Here is a 25535-nt window from a genome sequence, read left to right on the forward strand (position 1 = left end):
CCTGAGAGAGAGTTCAGCGGCCCAGGTACGCGCCGCCGTTCACGTGGAGCACCTGCCCGGTGACATGCCTGGCTCCCGCGGAGGCCAGAAAGAGAACGGTATCCGCCACGTCAGACGGAGTGCCAGGGCGGCCGTTGCGCGTGTTCTCCACGCGGGCCCTGATGCCCTCCTCCGTCAGCCGCCCGCGGAAGAACTCGGTGTCCAGGACGAGCCCGGGGGAGACCACGTTCGCCGTGATGCCTCTGGGACCGAGTTCGGCGGCCAGGTCGGCGGTCCAGGACTCCAGGGCGGCCTTGGCGGCGCCGTACGAGCCGGAGCCCGTGCCGCGTGCCGCGATCGAGCCGATGGAGACGACCCTGCCGCCCTCCTTGATGCGCGGCGCCAGCGCGGTCGTGACGAGGACGGCGGACATCAGGTTTGCGTTGAGGTTGGCCCACCAGGCCTCGGCCACGTCCATCAGCTGGCCGGACTGCCGGCGATCGAGGTTGGTGTTGCCGCCCGCGTTGTTGACCAGCACGTCCACGTGCCGCGGCAGGCTGTCGAGCGCCTCGTTCACCGCGACGGGGCTGGCGGCGTTGAAGGCCGCGTACGCCGCGCCGAGCCGCGAGCCGGCCTCCTTCAGCACGTGTTCGCGGCGGCCGGTGATGGTGACGTGGTCGCCGAGCGCGACGAAAGCGGCGGCGACGGCGTATCCGATGCCGGTGCCTCCGCCGGTCACCACAACCTCGCGCATGAGACCGCCAGCTCCCAGGGACGAATCCGAACAATCCTCGGGTAGACCATAGCCGCTCGGCATAACGCGGGCGACGCCTGGTGTGCTCCCTTTAGGTTGAGGGCGCTTTCACGTGTTCCAGGAGGTATGCATGAGCCAGAGCATGCTCGGCGGCGACCCCGCGGAAATGCAGCAGATGGCCAGTCAGTTCACGCAGCAGTCGGAAGCGGTCCGCACCACCATGACCGCGCTCGACCGCGAGGCCGCCAAGGTCGGCACGGCGTGGACAGGGCCGGGCGCCCAGCGTTTCCAGCAGGCGTGGCAGAACTACCGTACGGCCTTCCAGCGCATGACCGAGGAGCTCCAGGAGGCTTCGCGGGTCATCGGCACCTACCGCCAGAACATCGAGTCCGCCACGAAGTGAGCAACGGACAGGGGCCCTGGCAAGGGAGCCGGGGCTTCCTCCGTTGAATCCGGCAGGCCACGCGACGGCTTTGTTAACGGCAGCCTAAACGTTGCGAGGTAGCCGAAACTTCGCGAAAAGGGCGAGGTAAGGTCCCGTCTGGATCGGACCTACGAAAGGTGCATCTGTGGCGGATGCGTTCCAGGCAGAGATCAGTCAGCTCGCGGGCGAGATCAACCAGCAGATGGCCCGCATTCGCGAAGCGTACGGAGAGCTCTCCGTTATGGAGCACACCGCACGTTCCGCGGACGGGATGGTGAGCGTGACCGTTGGCCGGCACGGTCAGATGCGCGGCATCGAGCTGAATCCCCGAGTTTATCGCACTTTGTCCCCCTCGCAGCTGGCCGACGCGATCATGCAGCAGGTCAACGAGGCCACCGCCGTGGTCTCTGAGCAGAGCAAGCAGCTCTTGAAGCCCCTCATGCCGGAGGGCGTGCCGCACGAGGACGTCTTCGGGGAGCACGCCACGCTCGACGCGTTCTTCCCCGGCCCCGTGGAGCCGGCCCCATGACCGGCTACTCCGTGGCGTGGGAGGCGCTGCACCTCCAGGCCAGGGTCTACGACGAGCTCGAGCGCAACGCGAAGGAGGCGCGTGACGAACTCCGCGCCGCCTTCGACCGGGACAGGAAGACGCTCGGCAACGACGAGTACGGCGCCGAACTGGCCAAGAACCTGCCCGGAATCGAACGCCGCATCTTCGACGACCTGAAGACGTACATCGACGAGCTCGAGCGCGTCGCCTCGGGCCTGAACGTCAACGCACGCAACTATGAGGCGGTTGAGCGGCCCCCCGCCAAGCGCAACTGATCGTCCATGGGCTTCGACGGGTTCCTTGTGCCCGACTTCGCCAAGCCGTACATCGGCTGGGTGGTCGGCATGGACTGGCCGGAAGGGGACGAGGCCGGCTGCTTCCGGTTGGCCGACGCCTGCGTGATCGCCGCGCACCGGCTCGTCGAGGGCACGGCCGCCGACCAGCCAGGGAGCGCAACCAAGATCGGCTCCGCCTGGGACGGGGCGGCCCACCTCGCCTTCGCCGCCCATGTCGAGGCGGTGGCCGGTGGTCAGGTCGCCGCGTTGGTCAGGCGGCTCGTGGACACCGCTGTCGCGCTCAACGGCGTGGGAGTGCAGATCCAGTACGCCAAGTACATGATCGAGGCCACCGTCTGGCTGCTGATCGCACAACTGGCGTATCTGCTGGGCGCAGCCCTGGTCAGCGGCGGGGCGAGTCTGGCGCTCATCCCACCACGTGTGCAGCTCGCACGGATGACGGTCGCACAGATCGCCAAGCGGTGCCTGATCAACATAGCGCTGTTCGCCGGGATCGTGGCCGGCATGGACCTGGGCATCCAGATCCTGCAGATGGTGAAGGGCCGCAGGGACGAGATCGACATCGAGCAGGTCGCGATCTCGGCGCTGACCGGCGGCGCCATGGGCGGGCTCATGGGACTGCTCTCCGGCGGGCTGAGCCGGCTGGCCACGCCCGCCCTGCGGGCCGGCCTGACCAGGGCGGAGATGTCCACGGCCGAGAAGCTGCTGGCCGCGGCCACCTCGTCGTTGTACGGGCAGGCCGCGCAATATGCCCTGACCGGCGGCATCACGACCGCGGGAACCCTGTGGGCTCAAGGGAACTTCAGCTGGGACATGCTGGCCAAGGGCATCACGTCCAGTGCGCTCGGCGCGGACGGGCAGCACCTGCTCACGACCCTGCCTCATGGCGCCGACGGCCCGCCCTCGCCCCATCCGACCTCTCCGTCCGGAGATCCTCCGCCGTCCGGAGATCCTCCGCCATCCGGACATCCTCCGTCCGGCCCGGACTCTGGCCCCCCGCGCGCACCCGGGACCAGCGGTGAGACGACCCTGTCGGCGGTGGTGAACCACAACCAGCTGACCACCATCAACTCGCCGGCCGGGGCTGACGGACCGTCTGTCTGGAAGAGCCCCGATGTGCCGTCCCAGCAGGCCGAAGTCGCCGCGTCGTCCCGGCCCGACGGCCCGCCGGTGTGGAAGAGCGCTGAGGCGCTCATGCGGCAGGCGGGTGATGCGGCGTCCCGGTCAGCTGGTTCGCGGGCGGGGTGGAACGCCGCGCTGCCCGCGCAGTCAGCGTACGGGGCAGCGTCCCGGCCCGACGGTCCGCCGACCTGGAAGGACCGTGAGGCGCTCCTTCAGTCAGCGAAGGCCGCCATGAACAACGTTCAAGTCCTTCTGGCGGCGAGACCTGAGGCCGGCTCGGAGTCGGCTGACCGCGGTGTTCCGGAGATGTCGGTCAACAGCAAGAACCCGGACACAGCGGCGAGCGCGGCTCCGCCGTCCCGACCGGACGGCCCGGTGGCCTGGAAGGACAAGCCCGAGATCGTTCCACCTCCCGAGATTCATCCACCTCGCACCGTCGAGATCGGCGCCATGGGCGAAACGGCCGTACACGACGTCAAGGTTCCGGAAAACGCGACGGCGGCGGCGCGGGCCCTGACCGACGGCATCACGGATGTCACTCCGCGGGAACGACGCGCGATCCGCGAGTGGCTCGCGGAGGTGCTTTCCGACGGCAACCGCGACACATGGACCAACCACCTCCAAAGGGGGGTGCCGCTCAGTGTCGAAGACAAGGTGATCTACCTCAAGCTGAGGCCGAGCGAGTTCACGCACGTGGAGCACCCGAGCCTGGCGCCCGAGAAGCCGGTCGCGTTCGGCGGGGACGGTGTGGAAGGCAAGTCCTCGCAGGCCTCCTCCCTGGAGCGGACCGCAGGGCTGGTTCGCGCGCTGAACCAGTCGTCGGACGAGGCCGAGGCGAGCGCCCTGCCTCGTACGGGCATCAGCAGCACATTGCGCACAACCCATACAAACGGCATCGAGGTCATCAGCGGCCACAAACCCGTCTCCCCGGTGCACGACTTTTTCGCCGCGGACATCTCCCTGGACGTCTACCGCGACGGTGAGCGGGTCACAAGAACCGCGGCAGTCCCCGAGCTGTCCGTGACCGTCCCCTTCCCCAAGCAGTTCACTCGTGAAGGGCCGCTGCTGGCCGCCGACCATCCACCGGCGCTGCCTCGCCACGAGGTCCCGGCCGGAGCCGAGCACAAGTTCCGTGATCACGGTGTCGCCATCACCGGGATGGACGTCACGCCTCTGGTGCTGGAGGTGCAGCGCCGGGCGTTGTCGGCGGGCGTGCCCGCGGGTGAGGTGGTCAAGATCGTTGAACACCTCACGTCCACCGTGCTCAGCGAACAGGGGATGAAGAACCGCAGCCAGTCGTTGCTGTCGAGCGGGACCACCTCCGAGGCGGTCCGGTACAAGAGCTCCGCGCTGCGATCAGCGGAGGACTCCATCGAGATCACCGGCCAGATCACGCGGATCGAGCCCGTTGACGGAAGCGGGCGGTCACCGATCGAGACAATGCTCCGGGACGACATCGGGCGGCGCGAGAGCGATGGGACGACACATCGGCAGGGCGCGAGCGTCAACGTTCATGCGGGCGGCAAGATCGGTCTGGGCCTTGGCGGCAGGGCGGAGGTCATCGGACGGGCCGTCGGCGGGTTCGGCTTCGGGTCGGACCATGTGACGACCACCAACAGAGCACACGGCAACCACACCGTCCTGACCAGGCGCGCTGACGTCACCATGTACGACGCCCACATGCGGCTGCAGGTCGAGACCGAGAAGCTGGGCACCTTCGAGGTCGAGGTGCAGGCCGAGCTGACCGTACCGGCCAGCGACGCGCCCCGGATGGAGCAGGACGTCTTCGGCCACGATCTCCGGTCGCAAGGGGAATTCAACGATATCCGGCAGAAACTCGCCGATCTCCACCAGGAAATCGACAACGTACGTGCGGAGTTCGTGCGGAGCGAACCGGTCGGTGAATATCCGCCAAGGGGCGAGCACCCGAACCGTGGCTACGACCCTCACGTGCTGGAGCCGGAGACGCTCGCGGCCGGGCGGGGGACGGGACTGGGCAGCGGCATCCGCGTCCACTCGGAGACGCTCCTCAGCGCGGAGATCTGCCAGGCCGTCGATCAGGCACTGCCCGACCTCTCGCCGGGGATCAGGCGGCAGATCATCCGGGACATCGAGAGCCGCTTCGGGGGCGTGGCCCTGGAAGCCGACCTGACGCATGCCCTGCACGGGATCAGGTACGACAAGACGATCGGCGGCTACACCTTCGAGATCCTGGCCGAGGGCGCTCTGGGCCGGCGGCACGAGGTCGGCTCGACCGACATGACGGCGAACGAGCGCAGGATCACGTCGCGGATCGACACCAGCCAGCGGGAGACCTCTGCCGGAGGTCGTGCGGAGGTGCGCGCTGTCGCGCGCCTCGAGGTGACCGAAAAGCTCAAGATCGACCCTGCGAACCTGTCTCTCACCGGGAGCGGCACGAAGGCGGAGAGTACCGGCTTCTCCACTGGTCACACGAGGTACGACCGCACGGAGACCAGCGGCGGCTTCACCATCACGCGGGATCTCTCCTTCGACGTCAGGATGAGGATCTCGCAATACGGCACAGAGGTGACGAACGCGTCGTGGGAGGTGCACGGCAGCAAGGCGGAGGTCCTCGTACCGAATGCCCACCTGCCGGAGGCGCCGGTGCTCGCGCAGGACGTCGCCCATCTGGGTCGCATCGAGTCGTCGACCGAGCCGCCCCGTGACGTATGGGCTCACGACGACCGGCTGCACGCCACCGTCCGCCTGGGTGCCATGCCTGACCTGGTTCAGACGGTGGCCAAGGCGCACGCCGACTGGGCGGGACTGCCGGTGCCGGCGGAGCGTCTGGACGTGCCGACGGTGTTCGAGACCGCCACCGACGTGATCAAGCTGGAAACCATGATCACATCTCACCCTGACGGCCTGCACTACACGGTGTCCGACCAAGGGGGATGGCGGCACGATGTGCATGTGAAGGCCGATGTGGCCGGGTTGACGCACGTCAAGTCGGAGACCGGGGTAGAGCACGAAATCTACTCGAGCAGTAACTCGAAGGTGACGGACAGCGAGCGCAGCAGACAGTCCCTGGGCGGGCACGCCCGGACCGGTCTGCGCGTCAGCTTCGGCCGCGACGGTGAGCACGGCGGTGAGACGGCAGGTCATACGAGAGGGGACGAGGAAACCACAGGAAACGAGCGGAAGGTCGTGGCGCGAGCGGGGGTGCACGCCGCCGCGAAGGGGATGACCCAGGAAAGCTCCTACCTGGGCGGCAGCGACGTCGCCCGGGTCACCTACTCAGACGAGAGTCCCTCGCACTGGTATCGCGGAGACCTCGTCGTGGAGATGACACCGACCAGAACCAACGGGGAAACGGTCGAGCGGGGCCCGACCACATACGTCCGGGTGGGGGAGATCATGGACCTCGTCCTTCCTGACGAGGTGGCACGCCGTCACGGATTGGCAGGCCCGGAGGCCGTGGAGCCCGCCAAGCAGGCGGGGGACACGACCCGTGCCTATTCCGCACCCGAGGCGGCGATGAGCACCGCCGCCGTTCAGCATCTCGACGCGCAGACCGTACTCCCGAAGATCCTCGAGAAGCTTCGCGACGAGGGGCTGCTCTTCCCGGACCAGGAGTTCACGAACCACCCGGTGGCCGAGCACCTGCGCGGCAACTACAGCCAGGATGCGCTCGCCACGAAATTGGGGGAACTCCGCGGAAACGGAGTGTCCTCCTGGTTGTTCCTCACAGATGAACACGACCGGGTCACCGAACGCGTGGGTATCCGGGTCACGGCCGAGATCGGCGACGGCGTACACGTCGGCGAGCGTCCTGACGCCGGCCTCATGCTCCGCAGCGAGCGCCTCAGCGGCGACCTGAGCCTGCGCGAGGCGGGCTCGGACCGCGGCGCGGAGCTGCTCGCGCGCTACTCCGAGTCTTCTGACGGCCAGCTCAGGGGAGCAGAAGCGGCGTTCGCGAACTTCCGCGACTCCCACACCGTGGACGCGCGCGGAACGAATGTGAAAGACATCAACCGTTACCAGACGCGCGAAGCCCCGCAGGAGTTCAAGCATCCCGTCACGTACGAGATCACGATCGAGCGCGCCCAGGTCCGCCCTGTCCTGGAACCCATGCAGAGTGCGGCCCGCAACGTCCTGCTCAAGGTGGGCGAGGTGACCGGACATGACGGGGCCGTGCGGCTCTTTGACAAGCATGTCGGGGTCACCTCGACGTCCAGCGCGGTCGCGGACGGCGAACTCGGCGTATTGGTGCCGGGGCACCTCACCACGGAGGTGCCGCCAGGCACCCCGGTCGCGGCGCGTACGCCGGTCGTCGCCGCAGACCCGCGATGGGCGGAGCCGGCAGGACCCAACACCATGACCACCACGCTCGGGAAGGGTGTCCCCAAGGGCGACGTCAGCCAGGTCGCGTTCCCGGCCGCCACATTGGTGGAGCGATGGGCGCCGCTGGCCGCGGTACCGCCGAAGCTCAGGGAGGAGGTGCCCTCGCTGGACAACCGGCCCAACGGATTCGAGCTCTCTCGCCCGGCCGGCATGTCCCTGACCGAGGCCACCAAGGAAAGCACCATGCGCGCGCATATAGAGCAGTTGCTCGCGCATGACTACGAGATCCCAGGGATCGGCAGGGTGGGGATCGACGTCAACGGGGCCCGCGAGATCACCAGCGCGCTGGTCAAACAACGCGTCTACGCGCAGACCATGAGCACAACCGGGCACGGCCAGGAGCACGGCCGGGGCCGGGCCGCCCGAGTAGGCGGGTCCACCGGATCCACCGGCGAAGGGAACCTGGGCTTCGGCGGCATCGGTGGCAGCACGAAGACGGCGGACGAAGCCGCATCGCGGAACGCCAACATCGTCGAACGTAACTTCATGGAGGAGCAGCACGAGAACACGTACCTCGAATTGGACATCTCCGTCGTGCTCCACGGAGAGGGCCAGCCTCTGGTGATAGACGTCGACAAGGGCCTCTACCTGAGGCTCACCCCTGAAGGGCTCGCCGAGTTCGACGCCGCACATCCCGGGGTCATCATGCGCTGACCTTCGATCGGGAGCGGTCCGCACCACCATGACCGCGCTCGACCGCGAGGCCGCCAAGGTCGGCACGGCGTGGACAGGGCCGGGCGCCCAGCGTTTCCAGCAGGCGTGGCAGAACCACCGCACGGCCTTCCAGCGCATGACCCAAATAGGCCAGCCCTGTGTCCTTGCCGGCCGAGGTCATCAGGACCAGCCCGACCTCAAGGCGGGCGCCGTCCGAGCAGTTGGGGGTCGTGGCCCTGGGCGCTCGTGCCGATGGGCCGCGGACGAGGCCGGCGGCGCGGTTCGCGCTCGGGCGCGGCGGCGCCCCGCGGCTCCGGTGCAAATTGCCGGTTAACAGTCAGATCGCGGAAGCCGAAACTAGTGATACGTATGTGGCTTATTTGATTAAATGTCCTGCGATCACGAGGGATGCTCGGAAGGACGGTCATGGCCGAGAAGGACTCCTCTTTGCCTGAGCGCATCGGTGGCCACGAAATCGTGGACCGGCTCGGCGAAGGACCTCGGGGCGTTGTCTACCTGGGACGGGAGTCCGAGGAAGCGGCACGCGTCGCCATCAAGACGTTGCAGGCCGACCCGGCCGACCCCGGTTTCGCGGGCAGGCTCAAGAGCGTCGCGAAGGTGTCGAGCTCGTACGTGGCCCGCACCATCGACGCCGGCACAGAGGACGGCCTGTCGTACGTGGTCAGGGAGCACGTCGAGGGCCGCTCGCTGGCCGAGACCGTCGCCGCCGACGGGCCCCTGAGCGGGGACTCGCTGGAGCGCGTGGCGGTGGGGATGCTGACCGCGCTGACCGCGGTCCACCTCGCCGGGTTCGCGCACCGCGGACTCACCCCGTCGAACGTGATCCTCACCGGCGAGGGGCTCCGCGTCACCGACATCGAGATCGGCGACCCCGTGGGCGAGATCGGCTACCGCGCCCCGGAGCAGATCAACGGGCTGAGGTACGGGCCGTACGCGGACGTGTTCGCGTGGGCCGCGACCGTCGTGTTCGCGGCGACCGGGTCCGCCCCGTTCGGCCAGGACGCCGAGTCGGTGCTGAACGGCGAGCCCGAGGTGGGGGAGCTGCCCGAGCCGCTGCGACAGGTGGTGCTGGCCGCGCTGGCCAAGGACGTGTCCGGGCGGCCGACGACGTACACGGCCCTGCTGCGGTTGCTCGGCGACAGCAAGGCGCCGATGCCCGCCTCGGCGATCGAGGGCGTGCCGGTGCCGCCGCCCACGCTGATCGGGGGGCAGCCGCTTCCCGTCCCGCCCGGGGTCCTGCCCATCCAGCTGTCGATCGAGGGCGCACAGACGCCCATGATGCCGCCCCAGGGCCCCATGGCGCCCATGCAGCAAGGGCCGATGCAGGCCGGTCCCGCAGACCAGCCGCCCATCCAGCCCGGCCCTGTGGATTCCAGCCCGATGGCGCAGGGCCCCATGGTGCAGGGCCCGATGGCGCAGGGACCGGTGGATAATGGGGGCGTGCCGCCCCAGATCTGGGGACCCCCGCCGGGCTCGCAGAGCCAGCCCCAGGGCTGGACACCGACGGTCGTCCCCGGCGGGCAGGGTGGCGGCCAGCCGCGCAAGCCGTTCCCGGTCGGCCTCGTGGCGGGCGTGACCGCGGTCGTGCTCCTGTCCGGGCTCGGCCTGTGGGGCGCGAGTGCGTACTCGAACAAGGTCACTTTCGCCCCAGCTGCCGCGGCCAGCGGGGAGCCGACGAATCAGGCGAATCAACAGGGCGACGCCTTCGCTGCCCAGGGGTCCACCAGCGTCGCGCCCACCCAGCCGCAAGCGGTGGTTACGGCGCCGTGGGCTACCACCCCAACCCCTTATGACGACAACGGGGTTGGCCCCATGACGCTTCCGAGCGACGATCCCACGGCCGGCCCCCAGTTGCCCGTCATCCCGACCGCGCCGACGCCGACGCTGGTCCCGACGCAGCCGGTTCCCATCCCCACAGTCACGACGACGGCCCAGCCGACCCAGGCCCAGCCGACCCAGACTCAGCAGCCGACGGCGACCGGCAAGCCGACCAAGACCAGGAAGGCCAGGCCGACGGCCACGGTGACCAAGACCGTGCCGCCCAGCCCGACGCCGACCCAGAGCCCGACCCAGGAGCCCACGAAGGAGCCCACCAAGGAGCCCACGAGGGAGCCGGAGCCGACGCCGACGCGGACGACGCAGCGGCCGACCCAGAGGCCGACCCCCACCAAGACGACCGCAAAGCCGACGCCGACGAAGACGACGCCGAAGCCGACCCCCACCAAGACGACGCCGAGGCCGACCCCCACCAAGACGACGCCGAAGCCGACTCCGACGAAGACGACCCCTCCGCCGTCGAAGCCGAACCCCTACACCGCGACCCAGGTGTGCGGTGGCGGGTTCGTCGTCCAGCGGTCGAGCTCGTTCAGCGGCGGCACCACGTACCAGCTCTGGAACAACAGCACGGGGCAGAACTGCGTGGTCACCCTCAAGTCGGGCCCGAACGTGGGCAAGGCCACCCCCGTCAGCGCCACGCTCGAGGTGAAGGGCGGCGGGAGCCAAACCGACTCGGGCAACTTCGAGTACTACGCGGGGCCCGTCAAGCTGCCCGCCAAGGGCAAGTGTGTGAAGTACTCCGGCAGCGCCGGCTCGGGCAGCACCAGCGTCGACTGGTCCAACTGCGGCTAGGACCCGCTGACCGACTCAGTAACCGTGGTAGCCGGACCCGGTCGTCATCCCCACGACCCCCGGCACCGCGGATACTGAGCTGTAGCGCTCGATGGCGTAGTGCATGTATTCGACGATGGCGGCCACGGTGTGGCTCATCGTCCGACGGCTGTCGAGCCGGTGGCCGGAGCCGGGCACGAACTCCTAGTGCCCGGCTGGCTTGATGTGTTCCGAACTCCGTACAGGCCCTCTAGTACGGTTTGTAGCCACCGTTGGGCTCGTTCTCCAGAGACCAGATGCCCGGGTGGTGGGCCAGGTCGCCGTAGCGACCGTAGGTGTACAGGACGCCGGCGATGATGTTGTCCACCGGGTTGAGGATCTCGTCGTGGCCGGGCAGCTTATGGGCGTTGAACGTGGGTGGGATGGTCTGCATCAGGCCCTGCGACGGCACGCCGTTCTGCGCGTTGATGTCCCAGTTGTTGATCGCATCCGGCCTACCACCGGACTCATGGAAGATGATCGTCCAGATGCGTTCGATGTCCTTGGGGTCGTTCGGATCCAGGTCGCTGAGGTCGATCCCGCGGCGGCGCAGTTCGGCGGCGTAGCGGGGGTCCTTCATCTCCTTGATCGCGTTCTGGATCCACTGGACCACCTGCTCCTTGGGCGCGGGCGGGCCGCCTCCGCCGGAGACGCCGCTGTAGGCGGCGCCGCCGCCCGTCCCCGCGCCCCCGCCGCTGCCCGCGTCGCCGCTGAGCGTGGTCCTGACCGGGTCGGACAGCTCTTCGGGAGACACTGGTGTCCAGCCGCTCCTCGTGCCGACGAAGCCCTCCTCCTCTGGAGGCTTGATGTCTTCGAACGTGAACGGCAGCCGGTTCTCGCCCAGTCGTTGGTTGATCGATCTGGCGGCGGCGGAGACGGCCGTCTCCGCGTTCGACGCGTGGGTCTGGACAGGCTCCACATGCTTCTTGACTATGCTCTCCACACCGGGCTCGACATCGGAGGCCGGGTAATTCCTGTATTTGGTTCTGAAGGTGGAGACCTGGGTGAGCAGGGTCTCGCAGATGCCGTTCACGCCTCGCTTGGCACGATCGAGCGAGTCCGCGGCGTCCTCCAGGAACCTGGCACAGTCGTCGAGCGCCTCCTGCAGCGCCAGACCCGCGTTGCCGTAACTTTTCATGTGGTCGAGGAACGCCCGGGCCGAGTCACCGTTCCACGCGTCGTCCACGAGCCGCGCGGCGCCGGCGATGTCGCCGAGTGGGCCGGGCTTGGCCACCTCGCCGCGGTTGGCAGGCTCCTCGAAGGAGGCGTTGCCCAGCAGACGCCAGCGGGCGGCGATCGCCCTGATCTTCTCTGGGTCGCCGTTGACCTTGTCCATGCTGGGGGTCAGCTGGCCGCCGCCGGGGAGTGCGGCGATCTGGTCGCGCAGGCTCACTTTTTGCTCTCACCCGGTGTGCTGTCGAGGTCTGCCTGGTCGATGTTCGTCTGGACCTTGCCGATCGCGCGCTCGACAGCCTTCAGGTTGCTCTCTGCCTTCCCGTACTCATCACTCGCGCGCTGCTCGACTCCGTTCACTGCCTTGGCCAGGATGTCCGCGCTCGCAACCGTACCGAAGATCGACGAATTGGGCGCCTTGTCAGCGAAATTGTCGCCGATCGAGCCCAGCTGCCCAGCAGCCTCGATCACGGTCCGGCGCATTCGCTCGAGCGCCTGACGGTTGAGGTCGAAGCCTGCCACCGCGGTCGTCCTTCCTCCGGAGCCGCATACAGCGGAACATAGTGGGGAAATGCTAACTGAGTTACGTATACGCCGTATGGGCTGATCGGCGCGCCCCACTCTGTGGCGCTCGGCACCGGGTCTCGACGGCATGGTCGCCGCACGGCGGCTGGTTCGCCTACCCTCAGCCCTTCGTCCAAGGACCAGGGATTCGCCTCACACCGTGCGGTGGTCGATGTTGCTGACGATGGTGTCGGGGCCGCCGCCGGTGTAGACATCGTCGTCCTCGTAAAGAGGGGAGGTTCGGTTCCCTTGACCATCCTGGTTGGCGCCGGCCGGATGGGCGTTCATGGGGAAGAACGGTGCGCCGTTCATGCCGGTGCCGCGGGTTGCGTTCGCCGCCGTCGCCGCCGTCCCGTTCCCCACGCTGGAGCCGTACCCGCTGCCGGCCGAGTTTCCTGACGTGTTGTACCCGGTCGGGGTGTTCAGCGCGTTCGGATCCGTCAATGCGGTGTTCGGGACGTAATTCGCCAAGCCCGTTCGGTCGTTCAGGTCGCTGGGGTTCAGGCCGTTCGGGTTCAGGCCGTTGGGGTTCAGGCTGTTGGGGTCCAGGTCGTTGGGGTTCATGCCGTTGGGGTTCAGGCCGCTCGTGTCGAACGCATTGTCACCCATGCCGCGCTGGCCGAGGCCATTGGGGTCGATCCCATTGCCATTGAGACCGTTGCCATTGAGCCTGCCGGGATCCGTCGGGCCGGTGTTGAACCCGTCCGTCTTGATCGGGCGGGTGTCGATTCCGTCGTCGTTCATCCCGTCGGTGTCGAAGTTTTTCGGATCCAGTCCCGGCCGGTTGAGCGCGTTCGGGTCGTAACCGGAGGAGTTCATCGAGTTCGGATCGAAGTTCGGGCCGTCGAAGGAGGAAGGCATGTTGATCTTCTCGAACGGAGGGGTGCCGCCATTGAGGTTGGGGTCAGGCATGGCCTGCTGGATTGAGCGAGGAAGCCGGTCGTAGTGCTGGACGATCTCTTCGTTGACTTTCTTGAGCAGATCCTTCGCCTTGTTCTCCAGGTCGTGCATGCGCTTGAAGGGGACTCCTTCAAAGAACCCGAGGTCATCGCTGGTTTTGATGTCCTGCTGGGCACGCGCCAGCGTTTGGGCGTAATCCTGGAGCGGCCTGCCCACCTCGCCGAACTTGTCCGCCAGCTCGCGGACGCTCGCATGAAAGTACTGCAACTGCTCCTGGGTCGCTTTGGCGGTAGGCCCCTTGTAGTGCTGAGCCAGCTCGATCGCCTTCTCCTTGAAGTCGTGAGCGAAGCGGTTGAGCAACCCTTCGGCGGCGAGGTAGTAGGAGCCGGCCCGCTGGACGGCCACCGGATCGGTGCTCTCGAACCACTCCTTGATCTTGTTGGCGGCCTCCGTGGTGAGCCAACCGGCCCCCGTCACCCAGGTGGTCTGCGGATCCTGGGTGCTCCCGGGCCGCATCCCCATGGACGTGATCGGCTCCGATGAGACGTTCTGCGGTTTCTCGCCCATGTCGTGCTCCTAGACCTGGAAAGTGTTGGCTTCGTTGGCCTCGCCCCAGCGCTTGCCCATTGTCCGCACCGTCTCGGCCAGCGGCCAGTTGCCTTTCTCGTCCTTTGCGGTCAGCAGCGCGTACTTGCCGGAGCCGCTACCTTGCTCGCCGACCAGGAGGACATAGGCGTTCATGATTGATCGGGCGAAGCCGTTCGCCGTCGTCCACATTGGGTCGCTGCCACCCATCTGCGTCTCGGTGATGGCGCATATCCGTTGTAGATCGGGGAGAGTCCCGGCGCCTTCTGAAAGTTGTGGAGCGGCCGGCAGCTGGTCGCCAGGCTCGAACTCTGCGGATTCGGCGGAGCCTGTGTTTCGGGTGAGGCGGTCCAGTAGTGCTTCCATGTCGCCGGCGATGCGCTTCATGTTGGTGTCATCAACGTCGTGGTCGTCGACGCTCGGTTGGTCCTTGAGCCCAGGCCAGTCAGGATCGAGGCGAAAAGCCATGATGGTTGCCCTTTCTCGCGTCAACGGATCGTGTCAGACACCGGTGTGTGCTCATCGAGCTGCGGGTCCCATTGGCTTCGATCCACGGGAAGGTTGACGTTCCGTACGGCTTCCCCGCCCTGGTCGCCGATCATGCCGGCGTGGCCAAGTGGCGCGTACGGCATGCCCAAGAACGGCGTGGCTCCGGACCCCCGCACGGCGGCGGACGGGATGGAGGCGGGGCGGCCGGACATCGGCTCGCCGATCACCGTGACCGGTCCCTGCGTCGTCGGTGTGATCGCCGGGGTGGTGGGTCGCGTGGTTATCGTGTTCTGGTGCGGCGTACTGGTGGGCTGCGAGATCGTGGGGTCGTAACTGACGTTTTCGGTACGCTTCGGGTCGATCTGGCTATCGGTGTCGCCGAGTCGGGTGTGCTGCTGTTCGTCCTGGCCGATCACCGGCGGGACGGTGTCGCCCTGCCGGCTGCTGTCCGGACCGCCGTTGCCCCTGCCATCCTGGTCGCCCGCGTTCTGGTCGCCTGGCTGGTTGGACTGGTCGCCTGGCTGGTTGGTCTGGTCGCCCTCGCCCGGCCGGTCCGTGCCGTTTCCGCCGCCGCGGTCGTCTTCGCCGCGTTCGTCCTGTCCGCCCGGCCGGTCGCCGCGCTGATCCCCGCCCGTTGTGCCGTCGTGGGGTCCGGTGTTCCCACCGCGGTAGCCGCCCCCAGCGGAGCCGCTGTTCCCGCCACCGCTCCCGCCACCGCTCCCGTCACCGTTCCCGCCGCTGCTCCCGCCACTGTTGCCGCTCACGACGATGTCGCCCGGGTTGCGTCCGCCGTACGGGTCGGCCGGGTCGTGGCCGTCGCCGGCGCCAAGGTTGATCGTCGGCAGGTCGACCTCGATGTCCACGGGAACGTGTGCGGCCCAGATGGAGTTGAGCTCGCCATTCAGCGTGCGGAGTGCCTCACGCGCCTGGCGGTTCTCCTCCTCGGCCGCGGCATTGGCAGCCTGCTGATCGGCGGCCTGTTCGGCCTGCTGGCTTGTGCTGTAGCCGGAGGCCCCTCCGGCGCTGCCCTCCTGGGCCGTATCCCCGGGATTGATCGCGTTGACCTTGCTGATCGCCTGGGGGAGATGCGTCTGCGCATAGGTTCGGACGCCGGTGGACATCCGGTCCATCTTGGTGGAGATCTCCATCCCGGTGGAGTACAACATGCGCAGGGCTTCCTGGACCTGGGCCGCGTCCGGACCCTTCCATACGCCGGCGAGTGCCTGCGCCTGGGTCTTCAGCGCTGCACAGGCGTCCTTGATGGCATTGGCCGCGTGCATGTAAGCGAAGCCCACGTCCGAGATCATGGCGGGCGAGGTGTCCTGCAGGAGGTTCTGGATGGTCGCCTTGTTGTACTGGTCCTCACCGCCGGGCGCCGGCACGACCCCCGGAGCGATCTGCAGCCGTTCCCGCTTGCCAGTCGCCATCGTCGCGTTCCTTTGAACTCAGTTGCCTTCGTTGGCCTGTCCGGTGATGTCGTGGATGTCGGCGTTCCTGTTGATGGCCCGGATGGCTGCGTCGTAGGTTTCGACGAACCACTCGTACGCCGTGCCGAATTGTGTTCCGGCGCTGTTGAGGATGGCGCCGAAGTCCTTGGCGGCGTCCCACTTGCCGACGATGGCGGCCGCGCCCCTGCCGGCCAGGTCGCTGCCTTCGCTTCCCGACGGGTCGATGGTCTCCCTGATGCTCGAGACGGTGCCCGTCGTGTAACCCTCGGAGAAGGCGTCACCGGTCAATGGCCCTCTTGCGCGGTCCAGTTCCCTGGCCACGTCCCTCATGCGGCCGGGGTCGTTGACGCGATCCTCGCCGACGCCTTTGACGTCCTCGATCCAGTCCCAGCCCCTGTCCGCATCGGGCCCCGGAGGGTTGTAGCCTGACCCGGCGTAGTAGGGGGGATAGTCCTCCGCCACATCTCTCCTTCAACGCACAAGACGGGCATTCTCGGCCGCGGCATGAAGCAATGGCCAAGAATGCCCGACAGCTCTAGTCAGGGCTGTGCCCAGATCCTGCGGTTCGCGTCTTCGGCTGCCTTGTAGTTGTCGTTGGCCACGCCGATTGCCTTGGCCGCCGCGTGGAGCTGGTCACCCATCTCCCGCTCGGCCTGGTCCCAGGCCGCGCGCCGCTGGTCGAAGTATGTCTTCGCGGCACCGTCCCAGTTGTTCACAGCAGGGTCGTTGCTGTCCTGACCGAAGTCCAGCATGATCTGCTTGTACAGGTCGTCGGTGATCTGGTCGAGCTTCGTCACCACGCCGAGAAGCGCGATGTTGGCGTCTTCCATCATCCCGAAGTTGACTTGCGTCCTGCCACTCATGGCATCCTCCGTTGTCTAGCTCATGCTGCGTGCTGGTCTAGCGGCAACCGAAGATCAGCGGGTCCTGACGGTGCCGGTGATGGGTCAGCGAGAGGCTGCAGCGTTCTCGGACTGGGTCGCAATGGGCTCGTACTGGTTGATGAGGCTGTCGATGTCCCCCCGGCCCCCCGGGACGTTGTTGTCGTGGAGGTTGAGCGCGTCAGTCTGGCCGTTCCCGTCCAGGTCGGTGAGGCCGAGGCTGTTCAGGTTGTTGTCGGCCTCGGCGTTGGAGTAGACACCTGCGGTGACGTTGAGGTCGTCGAAGATCTTCTCGAGATCCCGAAGGATCTTGTCCCGGCAGATCCGGTCCCACTTCTCCATGTGCAGCCTGTACTGGTTGGCGGCCTGCCCACCCCAGCCCTGGCGGCCGCCGGCCATCTGGGTGAGCTGCTCGATCGCCGTCCCGACGCTTCGGCGCAGGCTGTCGATTGCCTCGGCCGCTTCCTTGACGTGGCCGGCGGCCACTTTCATCTGCTCTGGTGTTGCTGTGAAGCTGTTCAGGCTTTCAGCCACTTCAGGTCCCCTCTGGCGAATCTGTGCCCTGCAGTCTCTTCAGGGCGACGTCTGACCGCGTCCGTCCGCTCCCGATCTGACCAGGGTTGTCAGCTCGGAGGATCTCCACGTGTAACATCAAAAGTCACACGGGGAGTATCTTGCCACATACATATCATGCATGCACGATTACGGATTAACATCATTCGTCCTGCTGGTGAAGTCTCTGCATGCGAGGGGCTGGCTACGAGTGTTGAGGTGATCTGGTTGCCTCTGTGGCAGTCTGCGTCGTATGTCCGTGTGATGTTCGGTGGTGTTCGTCCCGTTCTGTACGGCAGGCAGCTGGGTCGGCTAAGGTTCCCGATCAGCATGGGCGTTTGAACGGGGGCCGCAGTGACTCAGGGGCCAGGCATCGAAGCGCTGCTCAACTGGGGCGACGCGCCACATGACGACGCGACGCGCGCGAGCGTGGTCTCGATCCCGGCGGGTGACAGTGCCGAGATTCCCGCGTCATCCGGACTTGGGGCCGAGATGGTCGTGGGCGATGCCGTGGACGGTAACGGGACTGCGGATGTTCTCGGCGATTCTGCCGTCACGACCGTCTACTCGACGCCGAGCTCCGCAGGTGAGCGGCTCACGGTCGACGGGTCCCGCGACGACGATCCGACGGTGCTTCACGACATTGACGACCGCGCCCGCGGTGGCACGGAGCTGCCCGCGTACGCCGAGACGAACGAGACCCCCAAGCCTCAGGAGTCAGGCGAACAGAGTGGCGTCCAGGTCGACCAGACCGATGCCGACGGGGACGGAACACCCGACGATCAGGACGGTGACGGGGTCAAGGACGTCGAGGATCCCAACACCAGCGTGGAGGACACCGACGGCAACGGAGTCGCGGACGGTCGTGATGACCCGGCGAACGGCAAGCCCGACGGCGAAGAGGACATCAACGCGAACAACCAGCCGGACGGGCGGGAGGACCTCAACCAGAACAACACTCCCGACGGGCAAGAGGACCAGAACGGCGACGGTATCCCGGACGGCGAGCAGGACAAAGGCGGACTCCCCGGCCAGGAACCACCCGCGCAGGACCCGGGCCAATCGAATGACACTGGTGACACCGGCGGCTCAGGCGACCAGCCCGGCACCCAGGAGCCCACGCCCGGTGACCAGACACCGGGCGACCAGACACCGGGCGACCAGAGTCCCGGCGAAGAGACTCCAGGAGAGACGCCGGGAGGAGGCTCAGGCGGCGGCACGACGGCGGATCAGGACGGGGACGGCATCCCCGACGGGCAGGACAAGGACGCCGACGGCGATGGCAAGCCCGACCAGGGCGCGGGCGACGATCAGCCCCTCGATCAGGACAAGGACGGCACGCCTGACGGCCAGGACCCGGACGCGGACGGTGACGGCGCCAAGGACGTCGACACCGACAAGGACGGCACGCCGGACTGGCGTGACCCCGACAAGGACGGCGACGGCAAGAACGAGGACCAGGACGGCGACGGCACTCCAGACGTTCAGGACGCCGATCGCGACGGAGACGGGAAACCGGACCCGGACGCCGACCAAGATGGCATCCCCGACTGGCGTGATCCGGTAACGGACAAGGACGGCGACGGTAAGGCCGACGACGCCAACGGCGATGGCAAGCCGGACGACCCACGCGACGACGCTCTGCAGCCCGGGGGCTCGGGCGATGCCACGACACCCCCTGCCGACGGAGGGTCGGGCCCTGGCAGCGCCGGAGGCTCAGGGGGCCCGGGCTCCGGCGGTTCGGGGAGCCCTGGCTCTGGCGGCGGCACTCCCGGCTCAGGCGACTCCAGCGACAAGTCTGATGGAAAGGGCCGGCAGGGCGACGGCGGCAAGGATGGCGACGGAGGCGGCGACAGCAAGCGGACCCGCGACAAGATACTCAAAGATGGTGGTGTCTCTGGCACCTGGCGGAATGCGACCTCCGACGTGATGCGCGAAGCGGCCGGAAAGTTCGACAAGCTGAGCGGTCCTGGCGGCATGCTGACCAATGCACGTGAACGAGCGGAAAGCATTGATGTCGGTTTCCCCGGCTTCGGGATACTCGGGAAATTCGGATTCGACGCCGCGTATCACTCGGTGAGGGGCAAGATGGCGAAACATTTCGCTGCTGCGGATGTGAAGCTGGAATCGTTTAGCGGCAAGCTCGTCAATGGCGCCAGAATTGTGGATCAAGCCAACGAGGCGAGTACTGCGAAGGAAGCCTGATCATGGGTCCGTATGACTTCGGCACAACCTTGTATACCACGGGAATTGCCCAGACCTGGGCTGCGGCGGGCATCGCGCCCGGGTGGTGGGGGAGGTCGTTCACGGCTCTCGCCGCGATGATGGGTGTGCCGTTCTCGAGCCCGAGCGACATCGACAACACTGGTCAGGTTCATGTTCAGCTGGGAGAAGATGCCAAGAAAGCCGCAACGCAGGCTCGTGCCATCCCCAAAGAGGTCGACAAAGGCGACTGGCAGGAGATGGGAAGGCCCGAGTCGGACAAGGCGACCGGGAGCCTCGCCGACGAACTTGTGAAGGCCGGTGCGTTGCAGGAAGGGGTGGGCTATTCCCTGAAACAGCTTGCCCAGCTCGCTTTCCTCGGCGCGTGTATTGTTGCCATGCTTGGTCCACTGCTTCTCAGTGTCGCGTTCGTTTTGCGCTGGAGGGCCATCTTTCAGGCGGCTGCCGTGGCGAATCCCTTGGCAGCAGGCGGTGCGGCCGCCCTTACCGCGGCGGCGAACGCCGCGGCCGACGGGGTGCTCAAAACAGCGCGCAATCTGCTGGGCGCCGTCATCAAGAAAAACGGGAAGGCCCTTGGCGTTGTGGTTACGCTGCTGTTGATGCTTGGCCCGATGCTGGATCAGTGGTCCGGGTTCGGCGGTCCGTTCGGTGATGGACTGAAGGACGCGGGAACACCGGATACCAAACAAGATACGCCCGATTTCAAGCAGATCGTGCTGCCTGGCCTGGAGAAGGTCGACGACGGGACGCAGGGCTACGGGCAGGGCTCGGGGACCCAGAAGAGCCCTGGAGATTCGCCGAGCTCGGGGGCGGGAAACGGTTCCGAGGAAGCGTAGAGTCCGGGCGTTACGGCGCGTCCGGAAACCGAGCAGCCTTGACAGGCTGCACTTGCCCACCACAGTCGCAATGCCAGAGGCGGCGGCCATTGGCCGCCGCCTCTGGCATTGCGACGCGTTGAACCTTTCGGTTCAGAGGTCGAGGCGGCGGCGGATCCTGTCGAGCTCGCCCATCACGTCGTCGAAGGTGCGGTTGTAGGCCGCCTCGGCGCTCTTGATCTGCTGCATGGCGGCGTCAGGATCGTTGATGAGCTTCATCGGGTTGTCCTCCTCGCCGAACACCTCCGCCGTGGCCTCGTTGACCCGGCGCTGCAGGTCCTCGGCCGCGTCGGCGACGACCTGCTTGATGATTTCCGACAACTCGCCCGAGCTGAGCCGCATCGCCTTGGGGTGGATGGTGAGTTCGCGGATGCCCTCGCTGGCATAGTCGACCTTGACGAACTCCCTCTCGTCGGTCGCCGTGCCGACCATGTCGGCCATGACCTTCTGGAGCTCTTCCATCTTGGCGAACTGCTGGTCGGCGCCTGCGAGGAGTTTGTCGATGTCGATGTTGGCGAAGTCACCGAACTCCGAGGTCACAGTAGCGCTCCTGTTCGTGAGGATGAGGGCCGCCAGCCGTACGGTCGTGGGGTTTCTGTGACAATCTAGTGCTTCTGCGTCACTTGCGGCAATCTGCACCCAATGAGCAAGGAGAGGCGGCGCTGACTGTTGGCGAGCCTCGCGCGCGGAGCGCGGACACCGAGCAGCACGGCCGACTTCCGCTGGAGGTCGTTCAACCTGAGGCCGTGACGCTGGATGCACAGGCGGTCCGGCGCATCCAGCGCCTGCTGTGGCGGTCCGCTTCGGCATGGGGCACGATCGCGGCGCACCACCGCACCTCGGCGCACCAAGGAGCATGCCGACGCACGGCCGCGGCGCGAGCCTTCGAGGCTAGTCGTCTGACTGGGCCCGCCGGCGGATGGCATCCAGGTTGGTCAGGCGCTCGTGCATGTCCCGCGAGAAGGAGTCCTGGAGATCCTGGAACTGGCTCTGGATCTCCTCCATGGAAATCCCCATCGACAGGGATTGAGGGATGAGGGCTGTGGCCTTGCGCTGCTGGTCGTCCTGGGCGGCGCGTACGGCCTCCACGATCTCCTCGGTCAGCTCGTCGAGCTCCATGCGGGAAGCCCTCGCGGCGAGCTTCAGGTCGTCGAGCCGCCCGTTGGCGTCCACCCGAGCTTTGACCGTGCCCCTGCGGCTCTCTCCCTCCCCAGTGATCGCGCCAAGCTCGTCGATCGCATCCGTCAGCGTCCGGATCGAGCGCTCTGCCTCCAATATGACGCGGTCGAGATCGTCGGGGCCGAAGTCCTTGAAGTCCATGGCAGCACGCCACCGCTCGCGGGTTAATGAACGGGGTGCGGGGGATGACCAGGAACTGAAGTGATCATTAAGAGCGCCCCATACCGGCTCAAATGGGTCCAAACTCTGCGAGAATCCAACCCTGTGGCAACCTATCGTGAAATCCATGTCGTATCACAGTGCATAGCGAACACCCGCGACTTGGTGGAAAGGGAGCTGAAGAATGAACTGGTTCAGCGCATTCTGAACATGGTCCCTGACACCGACATCGGTGGGAGCGGCTTCGGCAAGATGGGCAACAAGATCTGTGCCGGGGATTACCGTCGCGTGCAGAGTGAGGCCTCTGGTCACCTGGGCCAGGCGATGGATGCATTGGAAAGCTGGATCCAGGGCCTGACCAACTGCCAGCGCAACTGGGTAGCCGCTGAAAACGCCAACATGGTCCGCTATCGAGGATGAGCGACCGGTATCTGCGGGCAGTCAACTCCAAGCCGCTGCCCTACCCGGGGGCGACGCCGATCAACTTCGGCGGCGGCGCCGGGCACATAGGCGCAGTTCCCATGGGAAGTCACGGCCCCCAGGTGATGGGTCTACTGCGCAGCCTGGGCAAGCTCTCCCAGTGGCTGGTCGCGCTCAGTCTGATCGCGGATGTCACGGGCGCAGACGAAGGGGAGATAGCGCGCGTCGGTGTCATGTGGACCAGCATGGGTCAAAGGCTTGACGACGGTGCGAAGTTTCACTTGGGTAACCTCCGCACTGTCACCGAGGAGTGGAAGGCAGCGGACAAACGTGAGTGCCTGCGCGTAGCGGGGATCTTCAGCCAGGAGACCGCCGTGCTACGCGGAGACCTGGTGAACTTGGGCAACGTGCTCGACGAGATCGCCGCCGCATTTCGCGCCTACTGGGTATCGCAATGGACTGCGGCCGTGGCAACGCTCGCGAGCTTCGTCCGGCTCGCTGCCTTGAAACTGCTCCCGTCGCCGCAAGTATCAATCACGGCCATGCTCTTGGAGCGAATTTTGGGCCTCGCTGCGACCAGTGCCTCTGTCGTTCTCGCTGGGTCGGTGCTCTATCTACTCACCACAGGCCGCGACGTCATGGCAGCCCTCCTCAAGAAGGCCCTTCAGTTCGGCTTCATCTTTCCGACCGGAGACGCGAAGATCGACTTCTCCCAGGCGAAACTGGATGTCAAGGACTTCCCGACCTTCAAGGAACCGCCCGCCCCGGGAAAGCTGCCCGCTGGTGCGGAGCGTTTCGACTTCGTTGCGCCGGATGTGCAGACGACGACCCTATAGGGACTTCCGGGGCAAGGGGGGACTCCTGACAGATCTCGGAGGCTTCGCCGACCTGGGCGCGCTCGCGTTCCAGGCGATGCTCCTATGGATGTCAAGCTGCGGGTTCATGATCGGTTGCATGCAGGCGCGGGTGCGGTGGTCCCAGCGCAGGCGGCACACCACCACAGTGAGACTTGAAGGGTGGCGGTGACCAGCAACTGGCAAGGTCGGCGATCTCGGCGGCCAAGCGCTGGTGGCGGCGGGCCGGTGACCGCAGGGCCATCTGGGCAGCGGTGGCGGGCCTGGCGGCGTCGTCGGGGTCGGGGCCGCGGCTCCGCGTAGGTGGCGATCAGTTTCTTGACCGGCAGGCCGCGCAGGCGCTCGCGCAGTTCATCAGGCGAGGTGACGACGAGGGTTTGATCTGGCGCTGGACATCGGCGCGCTGGTCGATTGCCGAGCGGCGCGCCACTCGCAGATTGCGCAGCGCCTCGATGCCGCCGTCACGCCGTTTGGGCATGACGGTCCGATCCCGGCCGGCGCCGTCTTGGCGGCGATGGCGTCGATCGGTCCGGTCCCCGGCCGGCGCCGTCTTGGCGGCGGCGATGGCGTCGATCGGGTCGGACTTGCCCTGGAAGCGGCGGGACTTGCGGTCAGGCTGGTCGATCTCGATCTCGATCACGTCGATGTGCTCTGCCTGCAGCAGGCGGGCGAGACCGGCTCCGTAGACCCATTGCCTTCGACCCCGACGCGTGTCACGCGGGTGTAATGAACGCCGCGTCCAGTGAGTGCGCATGAGCGCCTCCAAGTCAGGGGCGACAGATCCGGGGGCGCGCAGGCCGTCCTACTCCGAACCGGGTCAGCCGGCCAGGCCGCGTACCCAGGTGTAGACATCCAGCATGCCGAGGGCCAGAGGGAACAGCGCAACCGTGATCACGATTTCGAAGATGTCGCCCGCCCGGCCCCAGAACGGGGAGAACTTGGCGTCGGGGGCGCGTAGCGCCAGGCCGATCGCGATCGCGGCGACCCACAGCAGCGCGATTTTGACGCTGACCGTGGCGATCGGCCCCTGGCCGAGAGCCAGGGAGACCGCGAACGCCGCGACACCGCCGAGCCCCGCGATGATCAGCCAGAGCCGCTGAGCAACCCCTTGGAAGACCCTGGCCCGCAGGATCAGGGCGATGGAGAGCGTGACCGACATCGCTGCCGCCATCCAAGTGCCCGCGGAGATCAGGTACGCCTGGCAGACGAGCCCCATCAGGGCGAGACCGGCGACCATGCCGGAGGCATAGTCCAGCGCGTGCTTGGTGCGCTCCTTTACGGCATCGCCGTCGACGCCGATGTTGTCGTTGCGCAGTTCCTCTGCGGTGGTCGGCATGGTGGGCATGGGGAGGCGGCCGAGCCGGAACGCCAGCGTGGGCACCAGCGGGCTGAGAGCGAGCATGAAAGTGGTCGTCATCGCCACCACGCCGGCGGGCGGCAGGGGGAAGAGCATCATGACCGCGGCAGACGCCGCACCGCCGACCGAGGCGATGGCCGTACCGAGGAAACCCGGGACGCCGTCTGCGATGGCCACCCCACCGATGGTGGCCACCAGCGTGGTGACTGCGAAGGCGGCGAGCAGGTGGGGCGCACCCAGGTCGAAAAGGCCGACGGGACCGGCCGGCGTCAGCAGCCCGGCGATGAAGCCGTACGGCAGCGCGGCGTATCCGATCAGCGCACCGGCGCGCCCGTCGCCCACCGCGCGGGACAAGATGGCGCCGCCGCTCACCAGCAGAAGCGCGAACACCCCGGCGACCACGGCGTAGATCGTCCACGGTGGTTCGGCGAGCACCAGCGCGAGCGCGCCCACCACGAACAGCCCGGCAGCAGCGCCGAGGCCCATCAGCCGGGTGTGCTTGTGCTTCCAGGTGCCGTCGTTCTCCTCGACCCCGAGCGCGATGACATCGGCGACGTCGTCGTAGGTCGCTGGGGGCATCGCGAACTGGCGAGGGCGCAGATAAAGGATCTCGCCGTCCAGCACGCCGAGCGCGCCGAGACTCTGGCCTATGTCGAACGGCGGCTGGCCGAGCCGCTGCAGTATCCAGCCGGGTGCCGAGGCGTGGTCGCCGGCCTCCTCACCGACGGCACGTAGGACGCCGGGCAGGACATGGGGGAGCGGCACGTCCGCCGGCAGGGCGAGGTCGACGCGCTTGCGTGGTGCCACGATCGTGACCCGGCACAGTGGCGGCAGCGGGGCCTGGCCACCGTGCGGCGAACCTTGCGCGACTGGCCCCGGATGCGGCCCGCCCAGAGCCGGGGGCGGGGTTCGCTGCCCTGGAGCGAGTGACGTCACAGTCGCCCTCCCTGGTGGTTTGTGTCAGGGTCAACCGTATCGCTGGTGAGCTGCCACCGCCGATGTGGACAAGACCCCTTCTAGTATTGGCCTATCAAGTATCAATGGGGTCAATGTGCGCTATGAGGC

At 67.1% G+C, this 25535-nt stretch carries 24 protein-coding genes; 9 read left to right on the plus strand and 15 right to left on the minus strand.

The genetic code is table 11. The annotated features are described in order from the left end of the window. Nucleotides 1-13: 13 nt before the first annotated feature. Nucleotides 14-733 carry an SDR family NAD(P)-dependent oxidoreductase gene (locus ACIBVN_RS30610; protein ID WP_397142234.1) on the minus strand — a complete coding sequence of 240 codons (720 nt, stop codon included), beginning with the start codon at nt 731-733 and terminating at the stop codon, nt 14-16. Nucleotides 734-863: 130 nt separating this feature from the next. Between ACIBVN_RS30610 and ACIBVN_RS30615 the strand changes: the two genes are divergently transcribed. The 4 genes from ACIBVN_RS30615 (at nt 864) to ACIBVN_RS30630 (ending at nt 8144) form a co-directional block, all read left to right on the plus strand. Further along, nucleotides 864-1136, plus strand: a complete 273-nt coding sequence (locus ACIBVN_RS30615) for a WXG100 family type VII secretion target (protein ID WP_026214895.1) — start codon at nt 864-866, stop codon at nt 1134-1136. Between the two features lie 166 nt (nt 1137-1302). Beyond that, nucleotides 1303-1686: a YbaB/EbfC family nucleoid-associated protein gene (locus tag ACIBVN_RS30620; protein ID WP_397142236.1), complete on the plus strand. Its 384-nt coding sequence runs from the start codon at nt 1303-1305 to the stop codon at nt 1684-1686. Then, nucleotides 1683-1982 carry a hypothetical protein gene (locus ACIBVN_RS30625; RefSeq protein WP_397142238.1) on the plus strand — a complete coding sequence of 100 codons (300 nt, stop codon included), beginning with the start codon at nt 1683-1685 and terminating at the stop codon, nt 1980-1982. Before ACIBVN_RS30620 ends, ACIBVN_RS30625 begins: the two co-directional genes overlap by 4 nt. Nucleotides 1983-1988: 6 nt before the next feature. Beyond that, nucleotides 1989-8144: a hypothetical protein gene (locus ACIBVN_RS30630; protein WP_397142240.1), complete on the plus strand. Its 6156-nt coding sequence runs from the start codon at nt 1989-1991 to the stop codon at nt 8142-8144. On the opposite strand, the gene ACIBVN_RS30635 is transcribed toward ACIBVN_RS30630, so the two are convergent. Then, the gene (locus ACIBVN_RS30635; protein WP_397142242.1) at nt 8134-8325 is read right to left on the minus strand and encodes a hypothetical protein; all 192 of its coding nucleotides are present in this window, start codon (nt 8323-8325) and stop codon (nt 8134-8136) included. The two genes, ACIBVN_RS30630 and ACIBVN_RS30635, sit on opposite strands and share 11 nt — an antisense overlap. A gap of 245 nt (nt 8326-8570) precedes the next feature. Here ACIBVN_RS30635 and ACIBVN_RS30640 point away from each other — a divergent pair, with 245 nt between their 5' ends. Next, on the plus strand, nt 8571-10793 hold the full coding sequence (locus ACIBVN_RS30640) for a serine/threonine protein kinase (protein ID WP_397142244.1): 2223 nt from the start codon (nt 8571-8573) through the stop codon (nt 10791-10793). 15 nt (nt 10794-10808) lie between these two features. Here ACIBVN_RS30640 and ACIBVN_RS30645 read toward each other — a convergent pair whose 3' ends face one another. From ACIBVN_RS30645 to ACIBVN_RS30685, 9 genes are all read right to left on the minus strand, one after another. After that, entirely contained in the window at nt 10809-10931 is a 123-nt protein-coding gene (locus ACIBVN_RS30645) for a hypothetical protein (RefSeq protein ID WP_397142246.1), read from the minus strand. Nucleotides 10932-11022: 91 nt separating this feature from the next. Then, nucleotides 11023-12204, minus strand: a complete 1182-nt coding sequence (locus ACIBVN_RS30650; RefSeq protein ID WP_397142248.1) for a transglycosylase SLT domain-containing protein — start codon at nt 12202-12204, stop codon at nt 11023-11025. Beyond that, nucleotides 12201-12506 (minus strand): hypothetical protein, encoded by a 306-nt coding sequence (locus tag ACIBVN_RS30655; protein WP_397142250.1) that lies wholly within the window; start codon nt 12504-12506, stop codon nt 12201-12203. Before ACIBVN_RS30655 ends, ACIBVN_RS30650 begins: the two co-directional genes overlap by 4 nt. Nucleotides 12507-12701: 195 nt before the next feature. After that, nucleotides 12702-14015 (minus strand): hypothetical protein, encoded by a 1314-nt coding sequence (locus ACIBVN_RS30660; protein ID WP_397142252.1) that lies wholly within the window; start codon nt 14013-14015, stop codon nt 12702-12704. 9 nt (nt 14016-14024) lie between these two features. Continuing rightward, on the minus strand, nt 14025-14501 hold the full coding sequence (locus ACIBVN_RS30665; protein ID WP_397142254.1) for a hypothetical protein: 477 nt from the start codon (nt 14499-14501) through the stop codon (nt 14025-14027). 20 nt (nt 14502-14521) lie between these two features. Further along, nucleotides 14522-15949: a hypothetical protein gene (locus ACIBVN_RS30670; protein WP_397142256.1), complete on the minus strand. Its 1428-nt coding sequence runs from the start codon at nt 15947-15949 to the stop codon at nt 14522-14524. An 18-nt stretch (nt 15950-15967) separates the two neighbouring features. Further along, on the minus strand, nt 15968-16432 hold the full coding sequence (locus ACIBVN_RS30675; protein WP_397142258.1) for a hypothetical protein: 465 nt from the start codon (nt 16430-16432) through the stop codon (nt 15968-15970). 77 nt (nt 16433-16509) lie between these two features. Next, the gene (locus tag ACIBVN_RS30680; protein WP_397142260.1) at nt 16510-16833 is read right to left on the minus strand and encodes a WXG100 family type VII secretion target; all 324 of its coding nucleotides are present in this window, start codon (nt 16831-16833) and stop codon (nt 16510-16512) included. 84 nt (nt 16834-16917) lie between these two features. Then, nucleotides 16918-17385, minus strand: coding sequence for a WXG100 family type VII secretion target (locus ACIBVN_RS30685; protein ID WP_397142262.1), 468 nt, complete (start codon nt 17383-17385; stop codon nt 16918-16920). A 372-nt stretch (nt 17386-17757) separates the two neighbouring features. Between ACIBVN_RS30685 and ACIBVN_RS30690 the strand changes: the two genes are divergently transcribed. Continuing rightward, nucleotides 17758-19608, plus strand: a complete 1851-nt coding sequence (locus ACIBVN_RS30690) for a hypothetical protein (protein ID WP_397142264.1) — start codon at nt 17758-17760, stop codon at nt 19606-19608. Between the two features lie 2 nt (nt 19609-19610). Continuing rightward, nucleotides 19611-20462 (plus strand): hypothetical protein, encoded by an 852-nt coding sequence (locus tag ACIBVN_RS30695; RefSeq protein ID WP_397142266.1) that lies wholly within the window; start codon nt 19611-19613, stop codon nt 20460-20462. Between the two features lie 132 nt (nt 20463-20594). On the opposite strand, the gene ACIBVN_RS30700 is transcribed toward ACIBVN_RS30695, so the two are convergent. Further along, nucleotides 20595-21041 carry a YbaB/EbfC family nucleoid-associated protein gene (locus ACIBVN_RS30700; RefSeq protein WP_397142268.1) on the minus strand — a complete coding sequence of 149 codons (447 nt, stop codon included), beginning with the start codon at nt 21039-21041 and terminating at the stop codon, nt 20595-20597. A 351-nt stretch (nt 21042-21392) separates the two neighbouring features. Next, complete coding sequence (locus ACIBVN_RS30705; RefSeq protein WP_397142270.1) at nt 21393-21821, minus strand: YbaB/EbfC family nucleoid-associated protein; 429 nt, start codon at nt 21819-21821, stop codon at nt 21393-21395. 123 nt (nt 21822-21944) lie between these two features. Between ACIBVN_RS30705 and ACIBVN_RS30710 the strand changes: the two genes are divergently transcribed. Together ACIBVN_RS30710 and ACIBVN_RS30715 are read left to right on the plus strand one after the other, a co-directional pair. Next, nucleotides 21945-22259 carry a hypothetical protein gene (locus ACIBVN_RS30710; protein WP_397142272.1) on the plus strand — a complete coding sequence of 105 codons (315 nt, stop codon included), beginning with the start codon at nt 21945-21947 and terminating at the stop codon, nt 22257-22259. After that, nucleotides 22256-23095 carry a hypothetical protein gene (locus tag ACIBVN_RS30715; RefSeq protein ID WP_397142274.1) on the plus strand — a complete coding sequence of 280 codons (840 nt, stop codon included), beginning with the start codon at nt 22256-22258 and terminating at the stop codon, nt 23093-23095. Before ACIBVN_RS30710 ends, ACIBVN_RS30715 begins: the two co-directional genes overlap by 4 nt. A gap of 328 nt (nt 23096-23423) precedes the next feature. Here the strand turns inward: ACIBVN_RS30715 and ACIBVN_RS30720 are convergent, their stop codons facing one another. Both ACIBVN_RS30720 and eccD read right to left on the minus strand, forming a co-directional pair. Beyond that, a complete protein-coding gene (locus ACIBVN_RS30720; RefSeq protein WP_397142275.1) occupies nt 23424-23753 on the minus strand; it encodes a hypothetical protein in 330 nt (109 codons plus the stop codon). 177 nt (nt 23754-23930) lie between these two features. Further along, nucleotides 23931-25406, minus strand: a complete 1476-nt coding sequence (gene eccD, locus ACIBVN_RS30725) for a type VII secretion integral membrane protein EccD (protein WP_397142277.1) — start codon at nt 25404-25406, stop codon at nt 23931-23933. Nucleotides 25407-25535 lie beyond the last annotated feature (129 nt).

Origin of the sequence: Nonomuraea sp. NPDC049400 (assembly GCF_044466425.1) — a bacterium.
Lineage (GTDB): Bacteria > Actinomycetota > Actinomycetes > Streptosporangiales > Streptosporangiaceae > Nonomuraea.